Below are 24253 nucleotides of genomic sequence, written 5' to 3'. Positions count from 1 at the left end.
CACCGCCGCCCGGGGTGCGGACCACGGGGCCGTGCAGGACGCAGTATGGAAGACAGCACGACGGCGCCCGGAGCGCCGCCGGCGGAACGGGGGAAGACGGCATGAACGCGACCGAGCGGGACGGAGCACAGGTGAGTACGGGCACGACGGCGGATGCGACCGGCGAGGCGGCGGGCATCCCCGAGCTGGTGATCATTTCCGGCATGTCGGGGGCGGGGCGCAGCACCGCCGCGAAGTGTCTGGAGGACCTCGGCTGGTTCGTGGTGGACAACCTGCCGCCCGCCCTGATCCCCACCATGGTGGACCTCGGTGCCCGCTCCCAGGGCAACGTGGCCCGGATCGCCGTGGTCGTGGACGTCCGCGGCCGCCGCTTCTTCGACAACCTCCGCGAGTCCCTCGCCGACCTGGAGGTCAAGAAGGTCAAGCGGCGCGTGATCTTCCTGGAGGCGTCCGACGAGGCGCTGGTGCGCCGTTTCGAGTCCGTGCGCCGCCCCCACCCCCTCCAGGGCTCCGGGCGGATCGTCGACGGCATCGCCGCCGAGCGCGACCTGCTGCGCGAGCTGCGCGGCGACGCCGACCTGGTCATCGACACCTCCAGCCTCAACGTCCACGAGCTGCGCGCCAAGCTGGACGCCCAGTTCGCGGGCGAGGAGGAGCCGGAGCTGCGGGCCACCGTGATGTCGTTCGGCTACAAGTACGGCCTGCCGGTCGACGCCGACCTCGTCGTGGACTGCCGCTTCCTGCCCAATCCGCACTGGGTGCCCGAGCTGCGGCCCTTCACCGGTCTCAACGAGGAGGTGTCCGGCTACGTCTTCAACCAGCCCGGCGCCAAGGAGTTCCTCGACCGCTACACCGAGCTGCTCCAGCTCATCGCCGCGGGCTACCGCCGCGAGGGCAAGCGCTACGTGACCATCGCGGTGGGCTGCACGGGCGGCAAGCACCGCTCCGTCGCGATGTCGGAGAAGCTCGCCCACCGGCTCGTCTCGGAGGGCGTCGAGACGGTCGTCGTCCACCGGGACATGGGGCGCGAGTGACCGCCCGGCCCTTCCGCATGCGCCGCGTCCGCCGTCTCGTCCCCGGCCGTCCCCGCGGCGCCGAGCGACGGCCGGGCCGCGGCGCGCAGCCCAAGGTCGTCGCCCTCGGCGGCGGCCACGGGCTGTCCGCCTCGCTGGCCGCGCTCCGCCGGATCACCGGGGACCTCACGGCCGTGGTGACCGTCGCCGACGACGGCGGCTCCAGCGGCCGGCTCCGCGACGAGCTGGGTGTGCTGCCCCCGGGCGACCTCCGCAAGGCCCTCGCGGCCCTGTGCGGCGACGACGACTGGGGGCAGACCTGGGCGCGCGTCATCAAGCACCGCTTCGAGAGCAAGGGCGAGCTGCACGGCCACGCCGTCGGCAATCTGCTGATCGTGGCCCTGTGGGAGCAGCTCGGCGACCATGTGCAGGCCCTGGACCTGGTCGGCAAGCTGCTGGGCGCGCACGGCCGGGTGCTGCCCATGTCGGCGGTCCCGCTGGAGCTCCAGGCCCTGGTGCGGGGCCACGACCCGGCCGCCCCCGACGCGATCACCACCGTGTGCGGGCAGGCCACCGTGGCGCTGACCCCGGGCGAGGTGCAGTCCGTGCACGTCGTCCCGGAGGAGCCGCCCGCGGTGCCCGAGGCCGTCGAGGCCGTGCTGGACGCGGACTGGGTGGTGCTCGGCCCCGGCTCCTGGTTCTCCTCGGTCATCCCGCACCTGCTGGTGCCCGAGCTGCTCCAGGCGCTTCAGGAGACCAAGGCGCGCCGGGTGCTCTCGCTGAACCTCGCCCCCCAGCCGGGCGAAACCGATGGCTTCTCCCCGCAGCGTCATTTGGAGGTTTTGGCCCGACACGCCCCTAAACTCGCCCTGGACGTGGTGCTGGCCGACGAGGCCGCAGTGCCCGACCGGGAGCGCCTGTGCGACGCCGCCAAGCGGCTGGGGGCCACGGTCGAGCTGGCGGCGGTCGCCGCGCCCGACAGCTCGGCCACTCACGACCCGGAGCTGTTGGCCGCCGCGTACGACCGTATTTTTCGGATGCATGGAAGGATCGGCCCATGGCGATGACGGCTGCGGTGAAGGACGAAATCTCCCGGCTCCCCGTCACCCGGACCTGCTGCCGGAAAGCGGAGGTCTCCGCCATCCTGCGGTTCGCGGGCGGGCTGCACCTGGTCAGCGGGCGCATTGTGATCGAGGCGGAGCTGGACACCGGGATCGCGGCCAGGCGGCTGCGCAAGGACATCCTGGAGATCTTCGGGCACACCTCCGACCTCGTGGTGATGGCCCCCGGCGGGCTCCGCAGAGGCAGCCGGTACGTGGTGCGGGTGGTGGCGGGCGGTGACCAGCTGGCGCGCCAGACCGGCCTGGTCGACGGCCGCGGCCGGCCGATCCGCGGGCTGCCCCCGCAGGTCGTCTCCGGTGCCACCTGCGACGCGGAGGCCGCCTGGCGGGGTGCCTTCCTGGCGCACGGCTCGCTCACCGAGCCGGGCCGCTCCTCCTCCCTCGAGGTGACCTGCCCGGGGCCCGAGGCCGCACTGGCGCTGGTCGGCGCGGCCCGCCGGCTGCAGATCGCGGCCAAGGCCCGGGAGGTGCGCGGAGTGGACCGCGTGGTCGTCCGGGACGGTGATGCGATCGGCGCGCTGTTGACGCGGCTCGGTGCGCACGAGTCGGTGCTCGCCTGGGAGGAGCGCCGGATGCGCCGCGAGGTGCGGGCGACCGCCAACCGCCTGGCCAATTTCGACGACGCCAATCTGCGCCGTTCGGCCCGGGCCGCGGTGGCCGCGGGCGCGCGCGTCCAGCGGGCGCTGGAGATCCTCGGCGAGGAGGTGCCCGAGCACCTCGCGGCCGCCGGCCGGCTGCGCATGGAGCACAAGCAGGCGTCCCTGGAGGAGCTGGGCGCCCTCGCCGACCCGCCGCTGACCAAGGACGCCGTGGCGGGCCGCATCCGCCGCCTGCTGGCCATGGCCGACAAGCGCGCCCAGGACCTGGGCATCCCGGGCACGGAGTCCACCCTGGCCGACCTCTCGGACCTCTCCGAGGAGATGGCCGAGGGCATGGTCGGCTGACGGCTCCGCGAGCCCTCTGAACGCCTTCGCCGCCCCCGTCGCCCGCAAAGGGTGCGGGGGCGGCGGCGTGCCGTCGTGCCCTGCCGTGCCGGCCCGCCCGGCGCAAACCGCGCTGTTGACATGATCATGAGGTGTTACGAGTCTTTCGTGCGGACACCGACGTGGCAGGCAACGGCAAGGGGGGCTCATGAGACGCAGGGCAAAAACGGTCCTCGCAGTGGCTTCGCTGTTACTCGGCGGACTCGCCGCGGCGCCCGTCGCACAGGCACGCCCCGGGACCACGGCCTCGCAGCACGCGGCGCAGGCGGCATCCGACACCCTCTCCGCCTGGACGGCCGACGTCACCGCCGCACAGCTGCCGCTCCTCGCCCGGGCGGGCGTCGACGTCCAGGAGCTGGCCGAACGCCCCGCCGACGACCGGCCCGCGCCCGTCGAGGCCGTCCTCACCGGCAAGCAGGCCGAGGAGCTGCGCCGCGAAGGCGTCCGCCTCACCGAGAAGCGGACCTCCCCGCACGTCCGCGAGCGCCTCAGGGCGGCCGGCGACGGCGTCTTCCGCCCGTACAGCGGCAGGAACGGCCTCCGGCAGGAGATGGCCGACACCGCCGCCGCCCACCCCCGGCTCGCCAAGGCCGTCAGCATCGGCAGGACCGTGCGCGGCCAGGACATCCTCGCCGTCAAGGTCTCCAAGGGCGCGCGGACGAGCCCCGACGGCGCCAAGCCCGCCGTGCTCTACATGTCCAACCAGCACGCCCGGGAGTGGATCACCCCGGAGATGACCAGGCGCCTGCTCCACCACTACCTCGACCGCTACGGCACGGACGAGCGCGTCACCAGGATCGTGGACCGGACCGAGCTGTGGTTCGTCCTCTCCGCCAACCCGGACGGCTACGACTACACCTTCCGGGGCCCGGACACCCGGCTCTGGCGCAAGAACCTCCGCGACAACGACGGCGACGGGAAGATCACCTCCGCCGACGGCGTCGACCTCAACCGCAACTTCCCCTACAAGTGGGGCTACGACAACGAGGGTTCGTCCCCGCGGCCCTCCTCCGGGACCTACCGCGGCCCGGGTCCCGCCTCCGAGCCCGAGACCCGCGCCCTCGACGACTTCGAGAAGCGCCACCGCTTCGCCTTCGCCGTCAACTACCACTCGGCCGCCGAGCTGCTGCTCTACGGAGTCGGCTGGCAGGTCGCCACTCCGACCCCCGACGACGTGCTCCTCAAGGCGCTCGCCGGCACCCCGGAGAAGTCCGCGATACCCGGCTACCGCCCCCAGCTCTCCTCCGAGCTGTACACGACCAACGGCGAGGCCGACGGCCACGCGGCGAACGTCAACGGCACGCTGATGTTCACCCCGGAGATGTCGACCTGTCAGACCGCCTCCCGGGTGGACCCCGGCGACCGCTGGGACCCGGCCGACTGCCCGTCCAGCTTCGAGTTCCCGGACGACGAGAAGCTGATCCGGCAGGAGTTCACGAAGAACCTCCCCTTCGCCCTCGCCGTGGCCGAGACCGCGGACCACCCCGACCGGCCCTCCTCCCCGGTGGGCATGGACGCCCCCGACTTCACCCCGCACGCCTTCGGCACCTCCTACGCGCGCGGCGGGGGCCAGACCGTCGCCGTCACCGCCCGCAGGAACCTCGCCGACGTCCGCCTCAACTACCGCGTGGACGGCGGCCGTACGCACACCGCGCCGGTATCGGCCTGGGACGGCGGCGACCGCTACGGCGGCGAGGACAACATCCGCTTCGACCAGTACCGCGGCACCGTCGAGGGCGCCCGCCCCGGCTCCACCGTGCAGGTCTGGTTCACCGGCCGCACCCGCGACGCCCACCGGACCGTCAGCGAGCCCTTCACCTTCACCGTGGCCGGGCGGCCCGCCGCCGACACCCTCGTCATCGCAGACGAGGGCGGCAGCGCCCCGGCCCGGCACACCGCCGCGTACACCGACGCCCTCGCCGCCGACGGCCGCGGGGCGGCCGTGTGGGACGTCGCCCGGCAGGGCGCCCCGCCCGCGCTCGGCGTGCTGAGCCACTTCGACACCGTCGTCTGGTACTCGGGCGGCGCCCGCCCCGACGGCGCCACCCTGCTGGCGGTGCGCGACTTCGTCAACGAGGGCGGCAAGCTGATCAGCGCCGGGGTGCGGGCGGGCGGCAGCAGCCGGGTCGGCGCGGCCGACACCGACGACTTCGCCCAGTACTACCTCGGCGCGTACGACCGGACCGACCGGCCCGCCCCGGCCCGCTTCACGGGGGCGGGCGAGCTGACGGGCACCACGGCCGCCCTCCGCGCGGCCGGCGGAGCGGGCCCGCTGCCCGCCGCGGGCGCCTACACGCCCACCTCCGAGGTGCTGCCGCCCGGCGCCTTCCCCCAGTTCCGCAGCGTCGCCGCCGGGGGGTATGCCGACGGGCCGGACACCCGGACGGCCGTCCCCAGAAATGTCACTCTCGGTGACGGAAAGGACGGGCGGAATCCCTCGGCAGCCGTCACCACACGGGACACCGCGCTGCTGGGCTTCGGCCTGGAGAACGTCCCCGATGCCCGGGAACGCAGGGTGCTCCTCGGAGCCGCCCTGCGCGCAATTGAGGGCTGAGTCCCGGTTCGGGGCCCTGCGCCGCCAATGTCACGCACAGCTGCTGTTAGAGGTAGGGTCAAGGGTGGTCGGGGACATCCCATACAGCCGCCGGCGGACAGCCCGGCACACCAACGAGGAGATCGGTTCGTGACGATCCGCGTAGGCATCAACGGCTTTGGCCGTATCGGTCGTAACTACTTCCGCGCGCTCCTGGAGCAGGGCGCGGACATCCAGATCGTCGGTGTCAACGACCTGACCGACAACGCCACTCTGGTGCACCTGCTGAAGTACGACTCCATCCTGGGTCGTCTGAAGCAGGAGGTCAGCCACACCGACGACACGATCACCGTCGGCAACATGACCTTCAAGACGATGGCCGAGCGCGACCCGGCGGCCCTGCCCTGGGGCGAGCTGGGTGCCGACATCGTCATCGAGTCCACCGGCATCTTCACCAAGCGCGAGGACGCTGCCAAGCACCTGGCCGCCGGCGCGAAGAAGGTCCTCATCTCGGCTCCGGCCAAGGACGAGGACATCACCATCGTGATGGGCGTCAACCAGGACAAGTACGACGCGGCCAACCACCACGTCATCTCCAACGCCTCCTGCACCACCAACTGCGTGGCGCCGATGGCCAAGGTCCTCGACGAGAGCTTCGGCATCGTCAAGGGCATGATGACGACGGTCCACGCGTACACCAACGACCAGCGCATCCTGGACTTCCCGCACTCCGACCTGCGCCGCGCCCGCGCCGCCGCGGAGAACATCATCCCGACCTCGACGGGTGCCGCCAAGGCCACCGCGCTGGTCCTCCCGCAGCTCAAGGGCAAGCTGGACGGCATCGCCATGCGCGTCCCGGTCCCGACCGGCTCGGTCACCGACCTGGTCCTGGAGCTGGACCGCGAGACGACCAAGGAAGAGATCAACGCCGCCTTCCAGAAGGCCGCCGAGGGCGAGCTGAAGGGCGTGCTCGAGTACACCGAGGACCCGATCGTCTCCTCGGACATCGTCAACTGGCCGGCCTCCTGCACCTTCGACTCGAAGCTGACGATGGTCCAGGGCAAGCAGGTCAAGGTCGTCGGCTGGTACGACAACGAGTGGGGCTACTCGAACCGCCTGGTGGACCTGACCGTCTTCGTCGGCGGCCAGCTCTGATCTCTGCCCCGGCCGGTACGGTCGCAGGCACCGAGATGTAGATGTAGGGGACGGGGCTCGTACGGCGCGACGTTGCGCCGCACGAGCCCCGTCCCATGGCTTGACCCCTACGGAAGTCACCGGAGTCACTGCATGAAGACGATCGACGAGCTCCTCCAGGCAGGCGTCGAGGGCAAGCGGGTCTTCGTCCGCGCCGACCTCAACGTGCCGCTGGACGGCACCACCATCACCGACGACGGCCGGATCCGCGCCGTCGCGCCGACGATCGCCAAGCTCGCCGCCGCGGGCGCCAAGGTGGTCGTCGCCTCCCACCTGGGCCGTCCCAAGGGCGCCCCGGACCCCCAGTTCTCCCTCGCCCCGGTCGCGGTGCGGCTCGGCGAGATCCTGGGCAAGAACGTCTCGTTCGCCGCCGACACGGTCGGCGACAGCGCGAAGGCCACCGTTGCCGCACTGGCCGACGGCGAGGTCACGCTGCTGGAGAACCTCCGTTTCAACGCGGGCGAGACCAGCAAGGACGATGCGGAGCGCGGCGAGTTCGCCGACGCGCTCGCGTCGCTGGCCGACCTCTACGTGGGTGACGGATTCGGGGCGGTGCACCGCAAGCACGCCTCCGTCTTCGACCTCCCGGCCCGGCTCCCGCACGCCGCGGGCGGCCTGATCGCCACCGAGGTCGGCGTCCTGAAGAAGCTCACCGAGGACGTCAAGCGCCCCTACGTGGTGGTCCTGGGCGGCGCCAAGGTCTCCGACAAGCTGGGTGTCATCGACAACCTGCTGAAGAAGGCCGACCGCATCCTCATCGGCGGCGGCATGTCGTACACCTTCCTGGCCGCCAAGGGCCACGAGGTCGGCATCTCGCTGCTCCAGGCGGACCAGAAGGACAAGTGCCTGGAGTACCTGGCGGAGGCCGAGAAGCGGGGCGTGGAGTTCGTCCTGCCGGTCGACGTCCTGGTCTCCGCCGACTTCCCGGACCTGAAGACGAAGGCCCCGGCCAACCCGGACACCGTCTCCTCGGACGCCATCCCGGCCGACAAGGAGGGCCTGGACATCGGCCCGAAGACGCGTGAGCTGTACGCCGCGAAGCTGGCCGACGCGGGCACCGTCTTCTGGAACGGCCCGATGGGCGTCTTCGAGCACCCCGACTACGCCAACGGCACCAAGGCCGTGGCCCAGGGCCTGCTGAACTCCTCGGGCTTCACCGTCGTGGGCGGCGGCGACTCGGCGGCGGCCGTGCGCCAGCTGGGCTTCGACGAGACCGCCTTCGGCCACATCTCGACCGGCGGCGGCGCCAGCCTCGAATACCTCGAGGGCAAGACTCTCCCCGGCCTCGCCGCACTGGAGGACTGAACCACTGTGACTGCACGTACCCCGCTGATGGCGGGCAACTGGAAGATGAACCTCAACCACCTCGAGGCCATCGCACACGTCCAGAAGCTCGCCTTCTCCCTTGCCGACAAGGACTACGAGGCCGTCGAGGTCGCGGTCCTGCCGCCCTTCACCGACCTGCGCTCGGTGCAGACGCTGGTCGACGGCGACAAGCTGAAGATCAAGTACGGCGCCCAGGACATCTCGGCGCACGAGTCCGGTGCCTACACCGGCGAGATCTCCGGCCCGATGCTCGCCAAGCTCAAGTGCTCCTACGTCGCCGTGGGCCACTCCGAGCGCCGCCAGTACCACGGCGAGACGGACGAGCTCTGCAACGCCAAGGTGAAGGCCGCCTTCGCCAACGGCATCACCCCGATCCTCTGCGTCGGCGAGGGCCTGGACGTCCGCAAGGCGGGCGAGCAGGTCGCGTACACCCTCGCGCAGGTCGACGGCGGCCTGAAGGACGTCCCGGCCGCGCTGGCCGAGACGATCGTCATCGCCTACGAGCCCGTGTGGGCCATCGGCACCGGCGAGGTCGCCACCCCCGACGACGCCCAGGAGGTCTGCGGGGCGATCCGCCGCCGCCTGGCGGAGCTGTACGGCCAGGAGGTGGCCGACAAGATCCGCATCCAGTACGGCGGCTCGGTGAAGTCCGGCAACATCGCGGCGATCATGGCGCAGCCCGACGTGGACGGCGCGCTGATCGGCGGGGCCGCGCTGGACGCGGACGACTTCGTCAAGATCGTGCGCTTCGGCGACCAGTAGCAAACCAGTAGCAAACTATGACGGCGGCCCGCCGCCGTCGTACCCTGTCGGGGCCGGGACCGGCGCGAATGCGTCCCCCGGCCCCGCAGCATTGTCCATCCGAGTCAGTCCGAGAGAGTTGGTCCAGCCGTGGTCATCGGGTTCTCGATCGCCCTCATCGTCTTCAGCCTGCTGATGATGATGCTGGTGCTCATGCACAAGGGGAAGGGCGGCGGCCTGTCCGACATGTTCGGCGGCGGTATGCAGTCCTCCGTCGGCGGTTCCTCGGTCGCCGAGCGCAACCTCGACCGCATCACCATCGTGATCGGTCTGCTGTGGTTCGCGTGCATTGTCGCCCTCGGCCTGCTGATGAAGCTCGACAGCTGACCTCCCACCGCTGACATACCGTCGTATCAGCAGCCTATGATGGAGAGTCGCGTCTTCGGGGCCGGGCTGTAACTCCTGCCACGGGACGCGCGTTGGGCCTTACGTAGACTGGGGCGCTCGCGGCGGAGCCGACTGCCACCCCGCGGCGCAGCCGCTGTTCGGCACAGTGCAGCACCATCACGCAGGGAGTTACGACCGTGGCAAGTGGCAACGCGATCCGAGGAAGCCGGGTCGGGGCGGGGCCGATGGGCGAGGCGGAGCGGGGCGAGTCCGCGCCGCGCCTCCGCATCTCCTTCTGGTGCTCCAACGGGCACGAAACCCAGCCCAGCTTCGCCAGCGACGCACAGGTGCCGGACACCTGGGACTGCCCGCGCTGCGGCTTCCCGGCCGGCCAGGACCGGGACAACCCGCCGGACCCGCCGCGCACCGAGCCGTACAAGACCCACCTCGCCTACGTCCGCGAGCGGCGCAGCGACGCCGACGGGGAGGCGATCCTCGCCGAGGCGCTCGCCAAGCTCCGCGGGGAGATCTGAGCGCAGCACACAGCTCGCAGCACATAGCTCGTAGCGCACAGCAGTACGACAAACGGCCCGGCCGTGCACCGCAACAGGTGCGCGGCCGGGCCGTTTCGGTTGACTCCCGGGAAACGCAGTAGGTTTGGGGGAGGCGATGCAGCTACGAGTTAGAAGTGGGCTGATGTCCGAAATGAACGCAGAAAGCCGCAGCAGGCTCGACCAGATGCCCGAGTGGCACGCGCTGGCCAAGCACCGGGACGAGCTGGGGGAGGTGCACCTGCGCGAGCTGTTCGCGAACGACCCGCAGCGGGCCGGGAAGTACTCGCTCACCGTCGGCGACCTGCACCTGGACTACTCCAAGCACCTCGTCACCGACGAGACCCTGCGGCTGCTCCGCGAGCTGGCGGCCTCGGCCGGGGTGGCCGGGCTGCGCGACGCGATGTTCCGCGGCGAGAAGATCAACACCACCGAGGACCGCGCCGTGCTCCACACGGCCCTGCGCGCGCCCGAGTCGGCCGTGATCGAGGTGGACGGGGAGAACGTCGTGCCCGCCGTGCACGCCGTTCTGACGAAGATGCAGGTCTTCTCCGACCGGGTGCGCTCGGGCGACTGGAAGGGCCACACCGGCAAGCGCATCAGGAACGTCGTCAACATCGGCATCGGCGGCTCCGACCTCGGCCCGTCCATGGCCTACGAGGCGCTGCGCGCCTTCACCGACCGCGACATGACGTTCCGTTTCGTCTCCAACGTGGACGGCGCGGACCTGCACGAGGCCGTGCGCGACCTGAACGCCGAGGAGACGCTGTTCATCGTCGCCTCGAAGACCTTCACCACGATCGAGACCATCACCAACGCCACCTCCGCCCGGAACTGGCTGCTCACCGAGCTGCGCGCCGGGGAGGAGGCGGTGGCCAAGCACTTCGTGGCGCTGTCGACGAACGAGGAGAAGGTCGCCGGGTTCGGCATCGACACGGCCAACATGTTCGAGTTCTGGGACTGGGTCGGCGGCCGCTACTCGTACGACTCGGCCATCGGGCTCTCCCTGATGATCGCCATCGGCCCGGACCGCTTCCGCGAGATGCTGGCCGGCTTCCACCTGGTCGACGAGCACTTCCGCACCGCGCCGCCGGAGGAGAACGTCCCGCTGCTGATGGGCCTGCTCGGCATCTGGTACGGCAACTTCCACGACGCGCAGTCGCACGCCGTGCTGCCGTACAGCCACTACCTGTCGAAGTTCGCGGCCTACCTCCAGCAGCTGGACATGGAGTCCAACGGCAAGTCCGTCGACCGCGACGGACGGCCCGTCGGCTGGCAGACCGGGCCGGTCGTGTGGGGCACGCCGGGGACGAACGGGCAGCACGCGTACTACCAGTTGATCCACCAGGGGACGAAGCTGATCCCGGCGGACCTGCTGGGCTTCGCGCGGCCCGTGGACGACCTGCAGCCCGGCCTGGTTGCCCAGCACGACCTGCTGATGGCGAACCTCTTCGCCCAGGGGCAGGCGCTGGCCTTCGGCAAGACGCCGGAGGAGGTCGCGGCGGAGGGCGTGCCGGCGGAGCTGGTGCCGCACAAGACGTTCCGGGGGAACCACCCGACGACGACGATCCTGGCGGGCGAGCTGAGCCCGTCGGTGCTCGGTCAGCTCATCGCGCTCTACGAGCACAAGGTCTTCGTGCAGGGCGCGATCTGGAACATCGACTCCTTCGACCAGTGGGGGGTCGAGCTGGGCAAGGTGCTGGCGAAGCGGGTGGAGCCGGCGCTGACGGAGGGGGCGGAGGTGCCGGGGCTGGATGCGTCCACGGCGGCGCTCGTTTCGCGGTACCGGGCCCTTCGGGGGCGCGCGTAGGGGGTTGCCCCGCCCGGGGTGGGTCCGGCACCGCCGGACTCCCCGGTGGGGGTTGCCCGCCGTCGCGGCGGGACTGGGGACCTCAAATCCGCCGCGACGGTGCTCGGCCACGACGGTGGAGTCCGGCGGTGCCGAAACGACCGTGGCCCGGCCCTCATACGAGAGCCGGGCCACGGGAACCGTCAGGGCGAAGCCGGCGGGTACAGGCCCCGCGGGAGGTGGGCCGCCGCGGCCTGGTCCAGCAGCCACAGCGTGCGGCGCGTCCCGTACGCCCCGGCCGCCGGGGCCTGGATCTCCCCGGCCCCGCTCAGCGCGACCGCCACCGCGTTCGCCTTGTCCTCGCCCGCGGCCAGCAGCCAGACCTCGCGCGCGGCCCGGATCGCCGGCAGAGTCAGCGAGACCCTGGTCGGCGGGGGCTTGGGCGCGCCGTGGACGCCCACGACCGTGCGCTCGGTCTCCCGGACGCCCGGCAGCTCCGGGAAGAGCGAGGCGACGTGGGTGTCCGGGCCGACGCCCAGCAGGAGGACGTCGAAGGCCGGTACGGGGCCGTGGTCCTCGGGGCGGGCCGCCGCGGCCAGCTCGGCCGCGTACGCCTCCGCCGCCGCGTCGGCGTCGTCGTACCTGCCGTCCGCCGAGGGCATGTAGTGGACGCGCGCCGGATCCAGGTCCACCGCGTCCAGGAGCGCCTCGCGCGCCTGCGTGGCGTTGCGCTCCGGGTCGCCCTCGGGCAGGAACCGCTCGTCGCCCCACCACAGGTCCAGCCTGGACCAGTCCACCGCGTCCCGGGCGGGCGCCGCGGCGAGGGCCGCGAGCAGCCCGTTGCCGTTGCGCCCGCCGGTGAGGACGACGGAGGCGAAGCCCCGCGCGGCCTGGGCGTCCACGATCTTCGTGATCAGCCTGGCCGCCGCGGCCTGTGCCATCAGCTCCTTGTCGCGGTGGACGACGACCTGAGGCGTGCTCACTTGCCCGCCGCCTTCTTGCCGCCGGCCCTCTTCGCGGGGGCGGCCTTGGCCTCCGCGGCTTGCGCAGCCTCCGCAGCCTCCGGGGCGGGCTCCACAGGAGCCTCCACAGGAGCAGCGGCTGCCGACCCGTTCCCGAGCCGCCCCACGCCGTACTTCAGCGAGGACTCGTAGATGAGGTCCGGGTCGAGCCGGCGCAGCTCCTCCGCGAGCAGCTCCGCCGTGTCGCGCCGCTTGAGTGCCACCGCGCGGTCCGGCTGGCCGCGCATGGCGAGCGTGGCCAGGGCGCCGTCCGGGCGGTCCAGGGTGATGACGCCCTCGCGGGTCTCCAGGCGGACGGCCGTGAGGCCGGGGCCGTCGGAGACGGTGCGGCGGGCGGTGACCCCGAGGCGGTCCGCGAGCCACATGGCCAGCAGCTCACCGCTGGGGTTGTACGCCTCGCCCTCGACCTCGGCCGAGACGATCTCGGCGTCCGGCTGCTGGTCCAGGGCGGCCGCGAGCATCGAGCGCCACGGCGTGATCCGGGTCCAGGCCAGGTCGGTGTCGCCGGGCGTGTAGTTGTCGGCGCGGGCCGACAGCTCGGCGATGGGGTCCTCGGCCGCGTAGGTGTCGGTCACCCGGCGCTGGCCGAGCGCGCCGAGCGGGTCCTTCTCCGGGTTGAGCGGAGCGGCCACCGGCCACCAGACCACCACGGGGGCGTCCGGCAGCAGCAGCGGCAGGACCACCGACTGGGCGTGGTCTATGACGTCGCCGTACAGGCGCAGCACGACCGTCTCGCCGGTGCCTGCCGTCGCGCCCACCCGCACCTCGGCGTCCAGACGGGCCTGGGCGCGGTCGCGCGGGGAGCGGCTGACGCGCTTGATGACGACGAGCTTGCGCGAGGGGTGCTCGCGCGATGCCTCGTTGGCCGCCTTGAGCGCGTCGTAGGCGTGCTCCTCGTCGGTGACGATGACCAGCGTGAGCACCATGCCGATGGCGGGGGTGCCGATGGCCCGGCGCCCCTCGACCAGGGCATTGTTGATCTTGCTGGCCGTGGTGTCCGTGAGATCGATCTTCATGGCCGACGCCAGCTCCGTCCGTCTCGTGCGAGCATCTCGTCCGCCTCGACCGGCCCCCAGGTGCCGGCCGCGTACTGTGCGGGCCTGCCGTGCTTGTCCCAGTACTCCTCGATCGGGTCGAGGATCTCCCAGGACAGCTCGACCTCCCGCAGCCGCGGGAAGAGGTTGGCGTCGCCCAGCAGCACATCGAGGATGAGCCGCTCGTACGCCTCCGGGCTGGACTCCGTGAAGGACTCGCCGTAGGCGAAGTCCATGGAGACGTCCCGGACCTCCATCGAGGTGCCCGGCACCTTCGAGCCGAACCGCATGGTCACGCCCTCGTCCGGCTGCACCCGGATGACCAGGGCGTTCTGCCCCAGCTCCTCGGTGGCGGTGTGGTCGAAGGGGGAGTGCGGGGCGCGCTGGAAGACGACCGCGATCTCGGTGACCCGGCGGCCCAGCCGCTTGCCGGTGCGCAGGTAGAAGGGGACGCCCGCCCAGCGGCGGTTGTCGATCTCCAGCTTGATCGCGGCGTAGGTGTCGGTCTTCGACTTGGGGTCGATGCCCTCTTCCTCGAGGTAGCCGACGACCTCCTCGCCGCCCTGCCAGCCGTGCGCGTACTGGCCGCGGACGGTCTCCTTGCCGAGGTCCTTGGGCAGCCGGACGGCGCCCAGCACCTTGGTCTTCTCGGCGACCAGCGCGTCCGCGTCGAAGGAGGCGGGCTCCTCCATGGCGGTCAGCGCGAGCAGCTGGAGGAGGTGGTTCTGGATGACGTCACGGGCGGCGCCGATGCCGTCGTAGTAGCCGGCGCGGCCGCCGATGCCGATGTCCTCGGCCATGGTGATCTGCACGTGGTCGACGAACGACCGGTTCCAGATCGGCTCGAAGAGGGTGTTGGCGAACCGCAGGGCCAGGATGTTCTGGACCGTTTCCTTGCCCAGGTAGTGGTCGATGCGGAAGACCGACTCGGCCGGGAAGACCTCGTGGACGATCCGGTTCAGCTCGCGGGCGCTCTTCAGATCGTGGCCGAAGGGCTTCTCGATGACGGCGCGCCGCCAGGAGCCCTCCTTCTGTTCGGCCAGGCCGTGCTTCTTCAACTGCTGGACGACCTTGGGGAAGAACTTGGGCGGCACGGACAGGTAGAAGGCGAAGTTGCCGCCCGTGCCCTGTGCCTGGTCCAGCTCCTCGATGGTCTTCTTGAGGGTGTCGAAGGCCTCGTCGTCGTCGAAGTCGCCCTCGACGAAGCGGCAGCCCTGCACCAGCTGCTGCCAGACCTCCTCGCGGAACGGGGTGCGCGCGTGCTGCTTGACGGCCGTGTACACCTCGTGCGCGAAGTCCTCGTCGACCCAGGTGCGCCGGGCGAAGCCGATCAGGGAGAAGCCCGGCGGCAGGAGACCCCGGTTGGCCAGGTCATAGACCGCTGGCATCAGCTTTTTCCTGGACAAATCGCCCGTGACGCCGAAGATCACCAGGCCCGACGGCCCCGCGATGCGCGGGAGCCGCCGGTCCAGAGCGTCACGCAGCGGATTGCTGCTGCTCAACTCATGCCTCCGGTGCGAGTCGCTTCAGCTCGGCCTCGGTGGACTTCAGGAGGTCGTTCCACGACTGCTCGAACTTGTCGACGCCCTCGTCCTCCAGCAGCTGGACGACCTCGTCGTACGAGATGCCCAGCTTCGCGATCGCGTCCAGCTCGGCCTTGGCCTGCTCGTACGTGCCGCGAACGGTGTCGCCCGTGATCACGCCGTGGTCGGCGGCGGCCTGGAGGGTGGCCTCCGGCATGGTGTTCACCGTGTTCGGCGCCACCAGGTCGTCCACGTACAGCGTGTCCTTGTAGGCCGGGTCCTTGACGCCGGTCGAGGCCCACAGCGCACGCTGCTTGTTGGCGCCGGCCTTCTCCAGGGCGGCCCAGCGGTCCGAGGAGAAGACCTCCTCGTACGCCTGGTAGGCGAGGCGGGCGTTGGCCAGGGCGGCCTTGCCGCGCAGCTCCTTGGCCTCGTCCGTGCCCAGCGCGTCCAGCCGCTTGTCGATCTCGGTGTCCACGCGGGACACGAAGAAGGACGCGACCGAGTGGATCAGGGACAGGTCCAGGCCCGCGGCCTTGGCCTGCTCCAGACCGGTCAGGTAGGCGTCCATGACCGCGCGGTAGCGCTCGAGGGAGAAGATCAGCGTGACATTGACGCTGATGCCCTTGCCGATCACCTGGGCGATGGCCGGCAGGCCCGCCTTGGTGGCCGGGATCTTGATCAGGGTGTTGGGGCGGTCCACCAGCCAGGCCAGCTGCTTGGCCTCGGCCACGGTGGCGACCGTCTCGTGCGCCAGGCGCGGGTCGACCTCGATGGAGACCCGGCCGTCCTGGCCGTTCGTCGCGTCGAAGACCGGGCGCAGGATGTCGGCGGCGTCGCGGACGTCCGCCGTGGTGATCATGCGGATGGCCTCGTCGACGGTCACCTTGCGGGCGGCCAGGTCGGCGAGCTGATCCTGGTAGCCCTCGCCGCCGGAGATCGCCTTCTGGAAGATCGACGGGTTGGTCGTGACGCCCACGACGTGGCTCTGGTCGATGAGTTCGGCCAGGTTGCCGGACGTGATGCGCTTGCGGGACAGGTCGTCCAGCCAGATCGCGACGCCTTCGTCGGAGAGGCGCTTGAGTGCGTCTGTCATGGGGTTTGCATCTCCTACTTGTTGTAAACGGGCGTCAGCGGCGGTTCGCGTCGGCGACCGACTCGCGGGCGGCCTCGACCACGGCCTCGGCGGTCAGGCCGAACTCGCGGTAGAGCACCTTGTAGTCGGCGGAGGCGCCGAAGTGCTCCAGCGAGACGACGCGGCCGGCGTCGCCGACGTAGCGGTGCCAGGTCAGGGCCACCCCGGCCTCGACGGCCACGCGGGCCTTGACGTCCGGCAGCAGCACGCCGTCGCGGTACGCCTGGTCCTGCTCCTCGAACCACTCGACGGACGGCATGGAGACCACGCGGGTCGGGATGCCCTCGGCCTGCAGCACCTCACGGGCCTCGACGGCCAGCTGGACCTCGGAGCCGGTGCCGATCAGGATCACCTGCGGGCGGCCGCCCTCGGCCTCGAACAGCACGTAGCCGCCCTTGGCCACGCCCTCGTTGGCCTCGTACGTCGGGACGTTCTGGCGGGTGAGGGCCAGACCGTGCGGCGCCGGGTTGGCGGTGTGGCGCTTGGTGATCTCGCGCCAGGCGATCGCCGTCTCGTTGGCGTCGGCCGGGCGGACCATGTTCAGGCCCGGGATGGCGCGCAGCGCGGCCATGTGCTCGACCGGCTGGTGGGTCGGGCCGTCCTCGCCGAGGCCGATGGAGTCGTGCGTCCACACGTAGGTGACCGGCAGCTTCATCAGCGCGGCCAGGCGCACGGCCGGGCGCATGTAGTCGGAGAACACCAGGAAGGTGCCGCCGTAGACACGGGTGTTGCCGTGCAGCGCGATGCCGTTCATGGTGGAGCCCATGGCGTGCTCGCGGATGCCGAAGTGGATCGTCCGGCCGTACGGGTTCGCCTCCGGGAGCGGGTTGCCCTCGGGGAGGAACGACGACGTCGGGTCGATCGTGGTGTTGTTCGAGCCGGCGAGGTCGGCGGAGCCGCCCCACAGCTCGGGGATCACGTCGCCCAGCGCCTTGAGGACCTCGCCGGACGCCTTGCGGGTCGCGACGTCCTTGCCGGCCGGGAAGACCGGGAGGGCCTTCTCCCAGCCGTCGGGCAGCTCGCCCGCGGTGATGCGGTCGAAGTCCGCGGCGCGCTCCGGGTTGGCCTCGCGCCAGACCCGGATCTGCTTCTCCCAGGTGGCGCGGGCCTCGCGGCCGCGGTCGACGACCTTGCGGGCGTGCGCGAGGACCTCGTCCTCGACCTGGAAGTGCTGCTCGGGGTCGAAGCCCATGACCTTCTTGGTCGCGGCGACCTCGGCGTCGCCGAGCGCCGAGCCGTGGGAGGCCTCGGTGTTCTGGGCGTTCGGGGCGGGCCAGGCGATGATCGTGCGGGCCGCGATGATCGAGGGACGCTCGGTCTCCTCCTGCGCCGCCTTCATCGCCGCGTACAGCGCCTGGACGTCGAAGTCGCCGTTCTCGGCCTGCTCGATGCGCTGGACGTGCCAGCCGTAGGCCTCGTAGCGCTTGAGGACGTCCTCGGAGAAGGCGGTCTCGGTGTCGCCCTCGATCGAGATGTGGTTGTCGTCGTACAGGGCGACGATGTTGCCCAGCTTCTGGTGGCCGGCCAGCGAGGAGGCCTCCGCGGAGATGCCCTCCTCCAGGTCGCCGTCGGAGACGATCGCCCAGACGGTGTGGTCGAAGGGGGACTCGCCCTTCGGGGCCTCCGGGTCGAACAGGCCGCGCTCGTAGCGGGCGGCCATGGCCATGCCCACGGCGTTGGCGATGCCCTGGCCCAGCGGGCCGGTGGTGGTCTCCACACCGCGGGTGTGGCCGTGCTCCGGGTGGCCCGGGGTCTTGCTGCCCCAGGTGCGGAAGGCCTTGAGGTCCGCCAGCTCCAGGCCGTAGCCGGACAGGAAGAGCTGGACGTACAGGGTCAGGCTGGTGTGGCCCGGCGAGAGGACGAACCGGTCGCGGCCGGTCCAGTCGGCGTCGCTCGGGTCGTGCCGCATCAGCTTCTGGAAGAGCAGGTACGCGGCGGGCGCGAGGCTCATGGCCGTGCCGGGATGGCCGTTGCCGACCTTCTGCACGGAGTCCATGGCCAGGACGCGGGCGGTATCGACGGCCCGCTGGTCCAGTTCGGTCCATTCGAGGTCTGTGGTGGTCGGCTTGTTGCTCACCCTCGGATCAGGGCTCCTCTCCACATGGTCAATCTGCCGGGGGCGGTATTGCCCGCCACGACGCGGCGACGACGAGCCTACCCCCGCTGGGACGCGCATCTTTTCGACGTACAGTCGGGCTCTACGGCACTCATTTGAGAGCCCGTGCCTGATCGTCGACCAGGGCAACCTCTTACGGATGTGCGGGATTCCCGCCACGGTGTGACGGCCTTGTTCCCAGCCTGCCGGTGACGGCGCCGGTCCGCCTCCCGAACGCGGCCGTTCCACCGCGTTCCGGGCGGCCCGATCGAGGGACGCGCAGGGCACGGACGGGTTACGGATTACCGCCGCCGGGCCCCCAACACGACCCCACCCCGGCGGAGGGCGTGCCATCCCCTGCGTCTAAAGTGGCGTGGTACGCGCAAGCCTTTGCCGGGCTTTCCCTTCCCCGCCCGGATGAGCTTGCTGGCCTTATCTCTGTCAGGGGTGTGCGTGACGGCCGTCGAATCCCGTCCTGCGGGGGTGCTTGCGGAGACCTCCGGTCACCGGCCGTTCGGGGCCCGTGCCAAGGCGTTCGTGGCACTGACCAAGCCGCGGATCATCGAACTGCTGCTGATGACGACCGTGCCGGTGATGTTCCTCGCCGCGCAGGGCGTGCCCGATCTGTTGCTGGTCCTGGCCACGTGCCTCGGCGGTTACCTGTCGGCGGGCGGCGCCAACGCGTACAACATGTACATCGACCGGGACATCGACGCGCTCATGGACCGCACGTCCCAGCGCCCCCTGGTCACCGGGATGGTCTCGCCCAAGGAGTGCCTGGCCTTCGCCACGGCCCTGACCGTGGGCTCCACCCTGTGGTTCTGGTATCTGGTCAACCCGCTGTCGGCGGTGCTGGCGCTCGGCGCCAACGCCTTCTACGTGCTCGTCTACACGATGCTGCTCAAGCGCCGTACCGCGCAGAACATCGTCTGGGGCGGCATCGCGGGCTGCCTGCCGGTTCTCATCGGCTGGTCCGCCGTCACCGACTCGCTCTCCTGGGCCGCGGTCATCCTCTTCCTCGTCATGTTCTTCTGGACGCCGCCGCACTACTGGCCGCTGTCGATGAAGGTCAAGGACGACTACGAGCGCGTCGGCGTGCCGATGCTGCCGGTCGTCGCGGGCAACAAGGCCGTGGCCAAGCAGATCGTCCTGTACAGCTGGGTGATGGTCGCGGTGTCGCTGCTGCTCACGCCGCTGGGCTACACCGGCTGGTTCTACACGGTCGTCGCCGTGCTGTGCGGCGCTCTCTGGCTGAAGGAGGCGCACGCCCTGCAGACCCGCGCCAAGGCCGGCATCACCGGGGCCAAGCTCAAGGAGATGCGCCTCTTCCACTGGTCGATCACCTATGTCTCGCTGCTGTTCACGGCGGTGGCGATCGACCCCTTCCTGCGCTAGGGCGCACCGGCTTCCGCCGACGGGCGGCCGCGTGGCACAGGCCACGCGGCCGCCCGTCGCCATATGTGCTACCCGTCGGTAGCATCCTGGCCATGGCAGACAACAAGCAGGCAGCGAAACTGGCGAAGCAGATCACCGCCTTCGCCCAGAGCCACGGCGGCAGCGCGGAGGGGCAGCTCGCGCACATCGGCCGCGGCACCACCCGCATCGCCCTGGTCGGCGCCAACGGCGAGTGGGGTACCCTCGTGGCCCGCTCCCACGAGACCGCGCAGAAGGCCGCCGAGATCGCCGGGATCACCCTCCACGAGACCTTCGACGGCGAGATGGCGGCGAAGGTCCGCACGGGCCCGTACGAGTGGACCCGCATGGCGGGCATGCAGATGGGCGGCCCCTCCAACGGCCCGGCGCCCCAGCCGAAGCAGTAGTACGCAGTAGTACCAGGCGATAACTGACGGGCCTCCTCGCCCGTTAACCCACCGGAAGCGGCGCCGGGGCGCGCCGCGCGGTGGGGGCGAGGAGAAGCGCATGGACGGCCGGATGGACGGCATACCGCCGCTCGTCGACCAGTACAGCCACGGTGCCGTGCACGGCGAGCTGGGGCTCGGCGAGTTCGAGACGCACCTCGCCGAGGCCGCCGGGGCCACCGGCCCCGCGCCGCCCGGCACCACCTTCTTCGACAGCCGCGCCGGACTGGCGATACGCCGCTGGTGCCCGCCGCTGCTGGGCCTGGAGCCGCACTGCGCGCCCGTGCACTACCTGGCCCGCCGCCGCGAGCTGGGCGCCTACCGCGCCGGGCACCTGCTGCTGCGCGGCGCCGGGATCGGGACGTTCCTGCTGGAGGCCGGGGCGCCCGGCGGCCTCACCTCGCCCGCCGAGCTGGCCGGCGCCGCCTCCGGCTGCGCCCACGAGGTCGTGCGCCTGGAGCCCCTGGCCGGGCAGATCGCCGACACCTCGGGCAGCCCGGATGCCTTCCTCGCCTACCTGGCCGAGGCGCTCTACGGCGCTTCCCGGAGCGCCACCGCCTTCGCCTCCGGAGCCGCCTGCTGCGAGGGCGACCCGCCCGGGCCCGGGGAAGTGCGCGAGGCCGCCGGGCGCTGGCTGCGCACCCGCCGCACGGGCGAGGAGCCGGCCGACCCGGTGCTCACCCGGCACCTGCTGTGGAGCGCGGTCGCCACCGGTCTGCCCGTACAGCTGCACTGCGCCGACCCCCGGCGGCTGACGGGCTTCCTGGCGGCCACCGCGGGCCGGGGCACCGATCTGGTCCTGCTGCCCGGCCCCTGGCACCGCAAGGAGGCGGCCCGGCTGGCCGCCGCCTTCCCGCACGTCTACGCGGACGTCGGCGCCCGGCCGGAGGAGACCCTCCGCGAGGCGCCGTTCGGCAAGCTGCTGTTCTCCACGGGCGCGCGGGCGCTGGCGGAGCTGTACGTGGTGGCCGCCCGGATGTTCGTCCGGGCCATGGAGCGGCTCATGCGCGACTGGGTCGCGGACGGCTGGTGCCGGGCGGCCGAGGCGGGGCGGATCGCCGCGCTGGTCGCGGCCGGCACCGCGCGCAGGGTCTACCGGCTGGACGCCGCCGCGGGCTGATCCGCCGCGAGGGCCTCGTGCCCGCCGGAGGGCGCGGGCAGCACGGCCGCCTCGCCGCGCTCGCGCAGCGACAGGAAGACCCGCAGCACCGCGATCCACACCAGGCACGAGCCGAACAGGTGCGTGCCGACGACGAACTCCGGCGAGTCGTTGAAGTACTGCACATAGCCGATGACGCCCTGGAGCATCAGCACGCCGAACAGCTCGACCACCCTGCGCTGCGGCCCGGCGGGCGCCTGCACGGCCCGCAGCACGAACCACAGGGCCACGGTGAGACCCGTGACGATGTAGACGAAGTCCACGTGCAGCTGCGTGATTTCGTGCCAGTCCAGCGGGATGCGGTGGACGTCCTTGGAGGCGTCCCCCGCGTGCTTGCCGGCGCCGGTGACCACGGTGCCGACGACGATCAGCAGGGCGGTCGCGAGGACCAGTACCCAGGTCAGCTGGCGGACCGGGCGGGCCACCAGGTCGCGGGGGGCCTCGTCGCCCTCGCCGGAGCGGTGCCACATCACCAGCGCGACCGTCAGGAGCGTGGTGGCCAGCAGGAAGTGCGAGCTGACGATGTACGGGTTGAGGCCCGTCAGCACGGTGATGCCGCCGACCACGGCGTTGACCATGACGATCCAGAACTGCGCCCAGCCGAGCCGGGTGAGGCTGCGGCGGCGCGGCGCCTGCGCCCGGGCCGCGACGATCCCGAGGCCGACCACGCCGCACAGCACGTACGTCAGCATGCGGTTGGTGAACTCGATGACGCCGTTGATGCCCATCGCGGGTGTGGGCGTGAGGCTGTCCTCGGTGCAGGTCGGCCACGTCGGGCAGCCGAGCCCGGACTGGGTGAGCCGGACCGCGCCGCCCGTCACCACGATGACCACGGCCATGGCGACGCAGGCGAGCGACGCCCGCCGGACGAAGCGGGCGGAGGGCTGCCAGCGGTCGGCGACGAGCTGGAGGGGGTTCAGCGTTCTGGGCACGGGAGCCATCGTAAGGGCCCGCTTGTGCATGGATTCACGAGGGGGGTCCGTGGCGGATTGTCCCTTGGTGATTCCTGCGGCGAACCGGTCCGTGACCTGCACGGTCGCGGCGGGGTCTACTCCCAGCGGAAGAAGCGGGCCGCCGCGCCCAGCCCCAGCACCGCCCACGCGGTGAGGATGCCGAGGTCGGCCCACGGCATGCCCGCGCCGTCCCGCAGGACGCCCCGCAGCCCGTCGGAGAGCGCCGAGACGGGCAGCAGGGAGAGCACCGACTGCGCCGCGTCCGGGAACTTCGACAGCGGCACGATCACGCCGCCGCCGACCAGCAGGAGCAGGAAGACCAGGTTGGCGGCGGCCAGCGTGGCCTCCGCCTTGAGCGTGCCCGCCATCAGCAGGCCGAGCCCGGAGAACGCCGCCGTGCCGAGGAGCAGCAGGAGGACGACGGCCGCCGGGTTGCCGTGCGGGGACCAGCCGAGCGCGAAGGCGATCGCGGTCAGCAGGGCGATCTGGAGCACCTCGGTGACCAGCACCGAGCACGTCTTCGCCGTCATCAGCCCCCAGCGCGGCAGCGGCGAGGCGCCGAGCCGCTTGAGCACCCCGTAGCGGCGCTCGAAGCCGGTTGCGATGGCCTGGCCGGTGAAGGCGGTGGACATCACGGCCAGCGCCAGCACGCCGGGCGTCAGGAAGTCGACGGCCTTGCCTTCATCACCGGTGTCGATGATGTCGACGGTGCTGAAGAGGACCAGGAGGAGGGTGGGGATGACGACGGTCAGCAGCAACTGCTCGCCGTTGCGCAGCAGCATCCGGGTCTCCAGCGCCGCCTGCGCCCGGATCATCCGGGGGAGCGGCGCGGCGCCGGGCCGCGGGGTGAACGTGCCGGTGCTCGCGGGGGTGGTCACGGACGCAGCTCCTTACCGGTCAGTTCCAAGAAGACGTCCTCCAGCGTGTGCCGCTCGACCGTTATGCGGTCCGGCATGACCCCGTGCTGCGCGCACCAGGCCGTGACCGTCGCGAGCAGCTGCGGGTCGATCCTGCCGTCGACCCGGTACGTGCCGGGGACGGGCTCCGCGGCCGCGGAGTCGGCGGGCAGCGCCTTGAGCAGCGAGAGCAGGTCCAGTCCGGGCCGGCCGGTGAAGCGCAGGGTGTTCTCGGCGCCGCCCCGGCACAGCTCCTCGGGGCTGCCGTGGGCGATCACCTTGCCGCCGTCGACGATGGCGACGGCGTCCGCCAGCTGCTCGGCCTCGTCCATGTAGTGCGTGGTCAGCACGACAGTGACGCCGTCCGCGCGCAGCTCTCGCACCAGGTCCCAGGTGGCGCGCCGCGCCTGCGGGTCCAGGCCCGCGGTCGGCTCGTCGAGGAAGACCAGCTCGGGGCGGCCGACGACGGCCATGGCCAGGGACAGCCGCTGCTGCTGGCCGCCGGACAGCCGGCGGTAGGTCGTGCGGCCGCAGTCGCCCAGGCCGAGGCGCTCGACCAGCGTCCCGACGTCCAGCGGGTGCGCGTGCAGTGACGCGGTGTGGCGGAGCATCTCCACGGCGCGGGCGCCGGCGTAGACGCCCCCGCTCTGCAGCATCACGCCGATGCGCGGGCGCAGCGCCGCCGAGTCGGCCACCGGGTCCAGGCCGAGGACCCGCACGGTGCCGGCGTCGGGGCGGCGGTAGCCCTCGCAGGTCTCCACGGTGGTGGTCTTTCCGGCCCCGTTGGGGCCGAGGACGGCGGTCACGCCGCCCCGGGCGACGGTCAGGTCGAGGCCGTTCACCGCGGTCTTCGTCCCGTACCGCTTGACCAGGCCGTGGACCTCGACCGCGGGCTCTTCATGCATGCGGGAAGTGTACGGAGCGCCCGGTCGCGCGCGG

General features: G+C 71.6%; 20 protein-coding genes and 1 pseudogene. 13 read left to right on the top strand and 8 right to left on the bottom strand.

The genetic code is table 11. The features are described 5' to 3' along the window. Nucleotides 1-101 precede the first annotated feature (101 nt). The 10 genes and pseudogenes from rapZ (at nucleotide 102) to pgi (ending at nucleotide 11659) form a co-directional block, all read left to right on the top strand. Complete coding sequence (rapZ, locus tag AC1Z4A_RS06415; protein ID WP_483676863.1) at nucleotides 102-1034, top strand: RNase adapter RapZ; 933 nt, start codon at nucleotides 102-104, stop codon at nucleotides 1032-1034. Between the two features lie 17 nt (nucleotides 1035-1051). Further along, nucleotides 1052-2080, top strand: a complete 1029-nt coding sequence (locus tag AC1Z4A_RS06410; protein WP_483683518.1) for a gluconeogenesis factor YvcK family protein — start codon at nucleotides 1052-1054, stop codon at nucleotides 2078-2080. Then, nucleotides 2071-3078 carry a DNA-binding protein WhiA gene (gene whiA, locus AC1Z4A_RS06405; protein ID WP_483676862.1) on the top strand — a complete coding sequence of 336 codons (1008 nt, stop codon included), beginning with the start codon at nucleotides 2071-2073 and terminating at the stop codon, nucleotides 3076-3078. Before AC1Z4A_RS06410 ends, whiA begins: the two co-directional genes overlap by 10 nt. A gap of 187 nt (nucleotides 3079-3265) precedes the next feature. Further along, nucleotides 3266-5482 (top strand): annotated as a pseudogene (locus AC1Z4A_RS06400) (M14 family metallopeptidase); the annotation flags it as partial. A 318-nt stretch (nucleotides 5483-5800) separates the two neighbouring features. Beyond that, nucleotides 5801-6805 carry a type I glyceraldehyde-3-phosphate dehydrogenase gene (gene gap, locus AC1Z4A_RS06395; protein ID WP_483676861.1) on the top strand — a complete coding sequence of 335 codons (1005 nt, stop codon included), beginning with the start codon at nucleotides 5801-5803 and terminating at the stop codon, nucleotides 6803-6805. A gap of 132 nt (nucleotides 6806-6937) precedes the next feature. Next, nucleotides 6938-8149: a phosphoglycerate kinase gene (locus AC1Z4A_RS06390; protein ID WP_483676860.1), complete on the top strand. Its 1212-nt coding sequence runs from the start codon at nucleotides 6938-6940 to the stop codon at nucleotides 8147-8149. A 6-nt stretch (nucleotides 8150-8155) separates the two neighbouring features. Continuing rightward, nucleotides 8156-8932 (top strand): triose-phosphate isomerase, encoded by a 777-nt coding sequence (gene tpiA, locus AC1Z4A_RS06385; RefSeq protein ID WP_483676859.1) that lies wholly within the window; start codon nucleotides 8156-8158, stop codon nucleotides 8930-8932. 129 nt (nucleotides 8933-9061) lie between these two features. Beyond that, nucleotides 9062-9298, top strand: coding sequence for a preprotein translocase subunit SecG (gene secG / locus AC1Z4A_RS06380; protein ID WP_483676858.1), 237 nt, complete (start codon nucleotides 9062-9064; stop codon nucleotides 9296-9298). 197 nt (nucleotides 9299-9495) lie between these two features. Next, complete coding sequence (locus AC1Z4A_RS06375) at nucleotides 9496-9831, top strand: RNA polymerase-binding protein RbpA (protein WP_003957010.1); 336 nt, start codon at nucleotides 9496-9498, stop codon at nucleotides 9829-9831. A gap of 172 nt (nucleotides 9832-10003) precedes the next feature. After that, on the top strand, nucleotides 10004-11659 hold the full coding sequence (gene pgi, locus AC1Z4A_RS06370) for a glucose-6-phosphate isomerase (protein WP_483676857.1): 1656 nt from the start codon (nucleotides 10004-10006) through the stop codon (nucleotides 11657-11659). Nucleotides 11660-11841: 182 nt separating this feature from the next. On the opposite strand, the gene pgl is transcribed toward pgi, so the two are convergent. The 5 genes from pgl to tkt are packed head-to-tail and all read right to left on the bottom strand — an operon-like array spanning nucleotide 11842 to nucleotide 18429. Then, the gene (gene pgl / locus AC1Z4A_RS06365; protein WP_483676856.1) at nucleotides 11842-12621 is read right to left on the bottom strand and encodes a 6-phosphogluconolactonase; all 780 of its coding nucleotides are present in this window, start codon (nucleotides 12619-12621) and stop codon (nucleotides 11842-11844) included. Continuing rightward, on the bottom strand, nucleotides 12618-13676 hold the full coding sequence (gene opcA / locus AC1Z4A_RS06360) for a glucose-6-phosphate dehydrogenase assembly protein OpcA (RefSeq protein ID WP_483676855.1): 1059 nt from the start codon (nucleotides 13674-13676) through the stop codon (nucleotides 12618-12620). The genes pgl and opcA overlap by 4 nt, the downstream gene beginning before the upstream one ends. Beyond that, a complete protein-coding gene (gene zwf, locus AC1Z4A_RS06355) occupies nucleotides 13673-15196 on the bottom strand; it encodes a glucose-6-phosphate dehydrogenase (RefSeq protein ID WP_483676854.1) in 1524 nt (507 codons plus the stop codon). The genes opcA and zwf overlap by 4 nt, the downstream gene beginning before the upstream one ends. A 1-nt stretch (nucleotide 15197) precedes the next feature. Then, nucleotides 15198-16313 (bottom strand): transaldolase, encoded by a 1116-nt coding sequence (gene tal / locus AC1Z4A_RS06350; protein WP_483676853.1) that lies wholly within the window; start codon nucleotides 16311-16313, stop codon nucleotides 15198-15200. A gap of 34 nt (nucleotides 16314-16347) precedes the next feature. Next, a complete protein-coding gene (gene tkt / locus AC1Z4A_RS06345; RefSeq protein ID WP_483676852.1) occupies nucleotides 16348-18429 on the bottom strand; it encodes a transketolase in 2082 nt (693 codons plus the stop codon). 471 nt (nucleotides 18430-18900) lie between these two features. Between tkt and AC1Z4A_RS06340 the strand changes: the two genes are divergently transcribed. The 3 genes from AC1Z4A_RS06340 (at nucleotide 18901) to AC1Z4A_RS06330 (ending at nucleotide 21426) form a co-directional block, all read left to right on the top strand. After that, complete coding sequence (locus AC1Z4A_RS06340; protein ID WP_483676851.1) at nucleotides 18901-19842, top strand: heme o synthase; 942 nt, start codon at nucleotides 18901-18903, stop codon at nucleotides 19840-19842. 92 nt (nucleotides 19843-19934) lie between these two features. Next, nucleotides 19935-20267 carry a hypothetical protein gene (locus AC1Z4A_RS06335; RefSeq protein ID WP_483676850.1) on the top strand — a complete coding sequence of 111 codons (333 nt, stop codon included), beginning with the start codon at nucleotides 19935-19937 and terminating at the stop codon, nucleotides 20265-20267. A 112-nt stretch (nucleotides 20268-20379) separates the two neighbouring features. Beyond that, nucleotides 20380-21426, top strand: coding sequence for an amidohydrolase family protein (locus AC1Z4A_RS06330; RefSeq protein WP_483683517.1), 1047 nt, complete (start codon nucleotides 20380-20382; stop codon nucleotides 21424-21426). Here AC1Z4A_RS06330 and AC1Z4A_RS06325 read toward each other — a convergent pair. The 3 genes from AC1Z4A_RS06325 to AC1Z4A_RS06315 all read right to left on the bottom strand — a co-directional run bounded on the left by AC1Z4A_RS06325 (nucleotide 21399) and on the right by AC1Z4A_RS06315 (nucleotide 24219). Beyond that, nucleotides 21399-22397, bottom strand: coding sequence for a COX15/CtaA family protein (locus AC1Z4A_RS06325; protein ID WP_483676849.1), 999 nt, complete (start codon nucleotides 22395-22397; stop codon nucleotides 21399-21401). The two genes, AC1Z4A_RS06330 and AC1Z4A_RS06325, sit on opposite strands and share 28 nt — an antisense overlap. Nucleotides 22398-22513: 116 nt before the next feature. Further along, entirely contained in the window at nucleotides 22514-23296 is a 783-nt protein-coding gene (locus tag AC1Z4A_RS06320) for an ABC transporter permease (protein WP_483676848.1), read from the bottom strand. Next, nucleotides 23293-24219 carry an ABC transporter ATP-binding protein gene (locus AC1Z4A_RS06315; protein WP_483676847.1) on the bottom strand — a complete coding sequence of 309 codons (927 nt, stop codon included), beginning with the start codon at nucleotides 24217-24219 and terminating at the stop codon, nucleotides 23293-23295. The genes AC1Z4A_RS06320 and AC1Z4A_RS06315 overlap by 4 nt, the downstream gene beginning before the upstream one ends. Nucleotides 24220-24253 lie beyond the last annotated feature (34 nt).

It is taken from the genome of Streptomyces sp. 17_S59, assembly GCF_056930295.1.
Note: the sequence above shows the minus strand (reverse complement) of the source record. Positions and strands in the feature narration are given on the sequence as shown.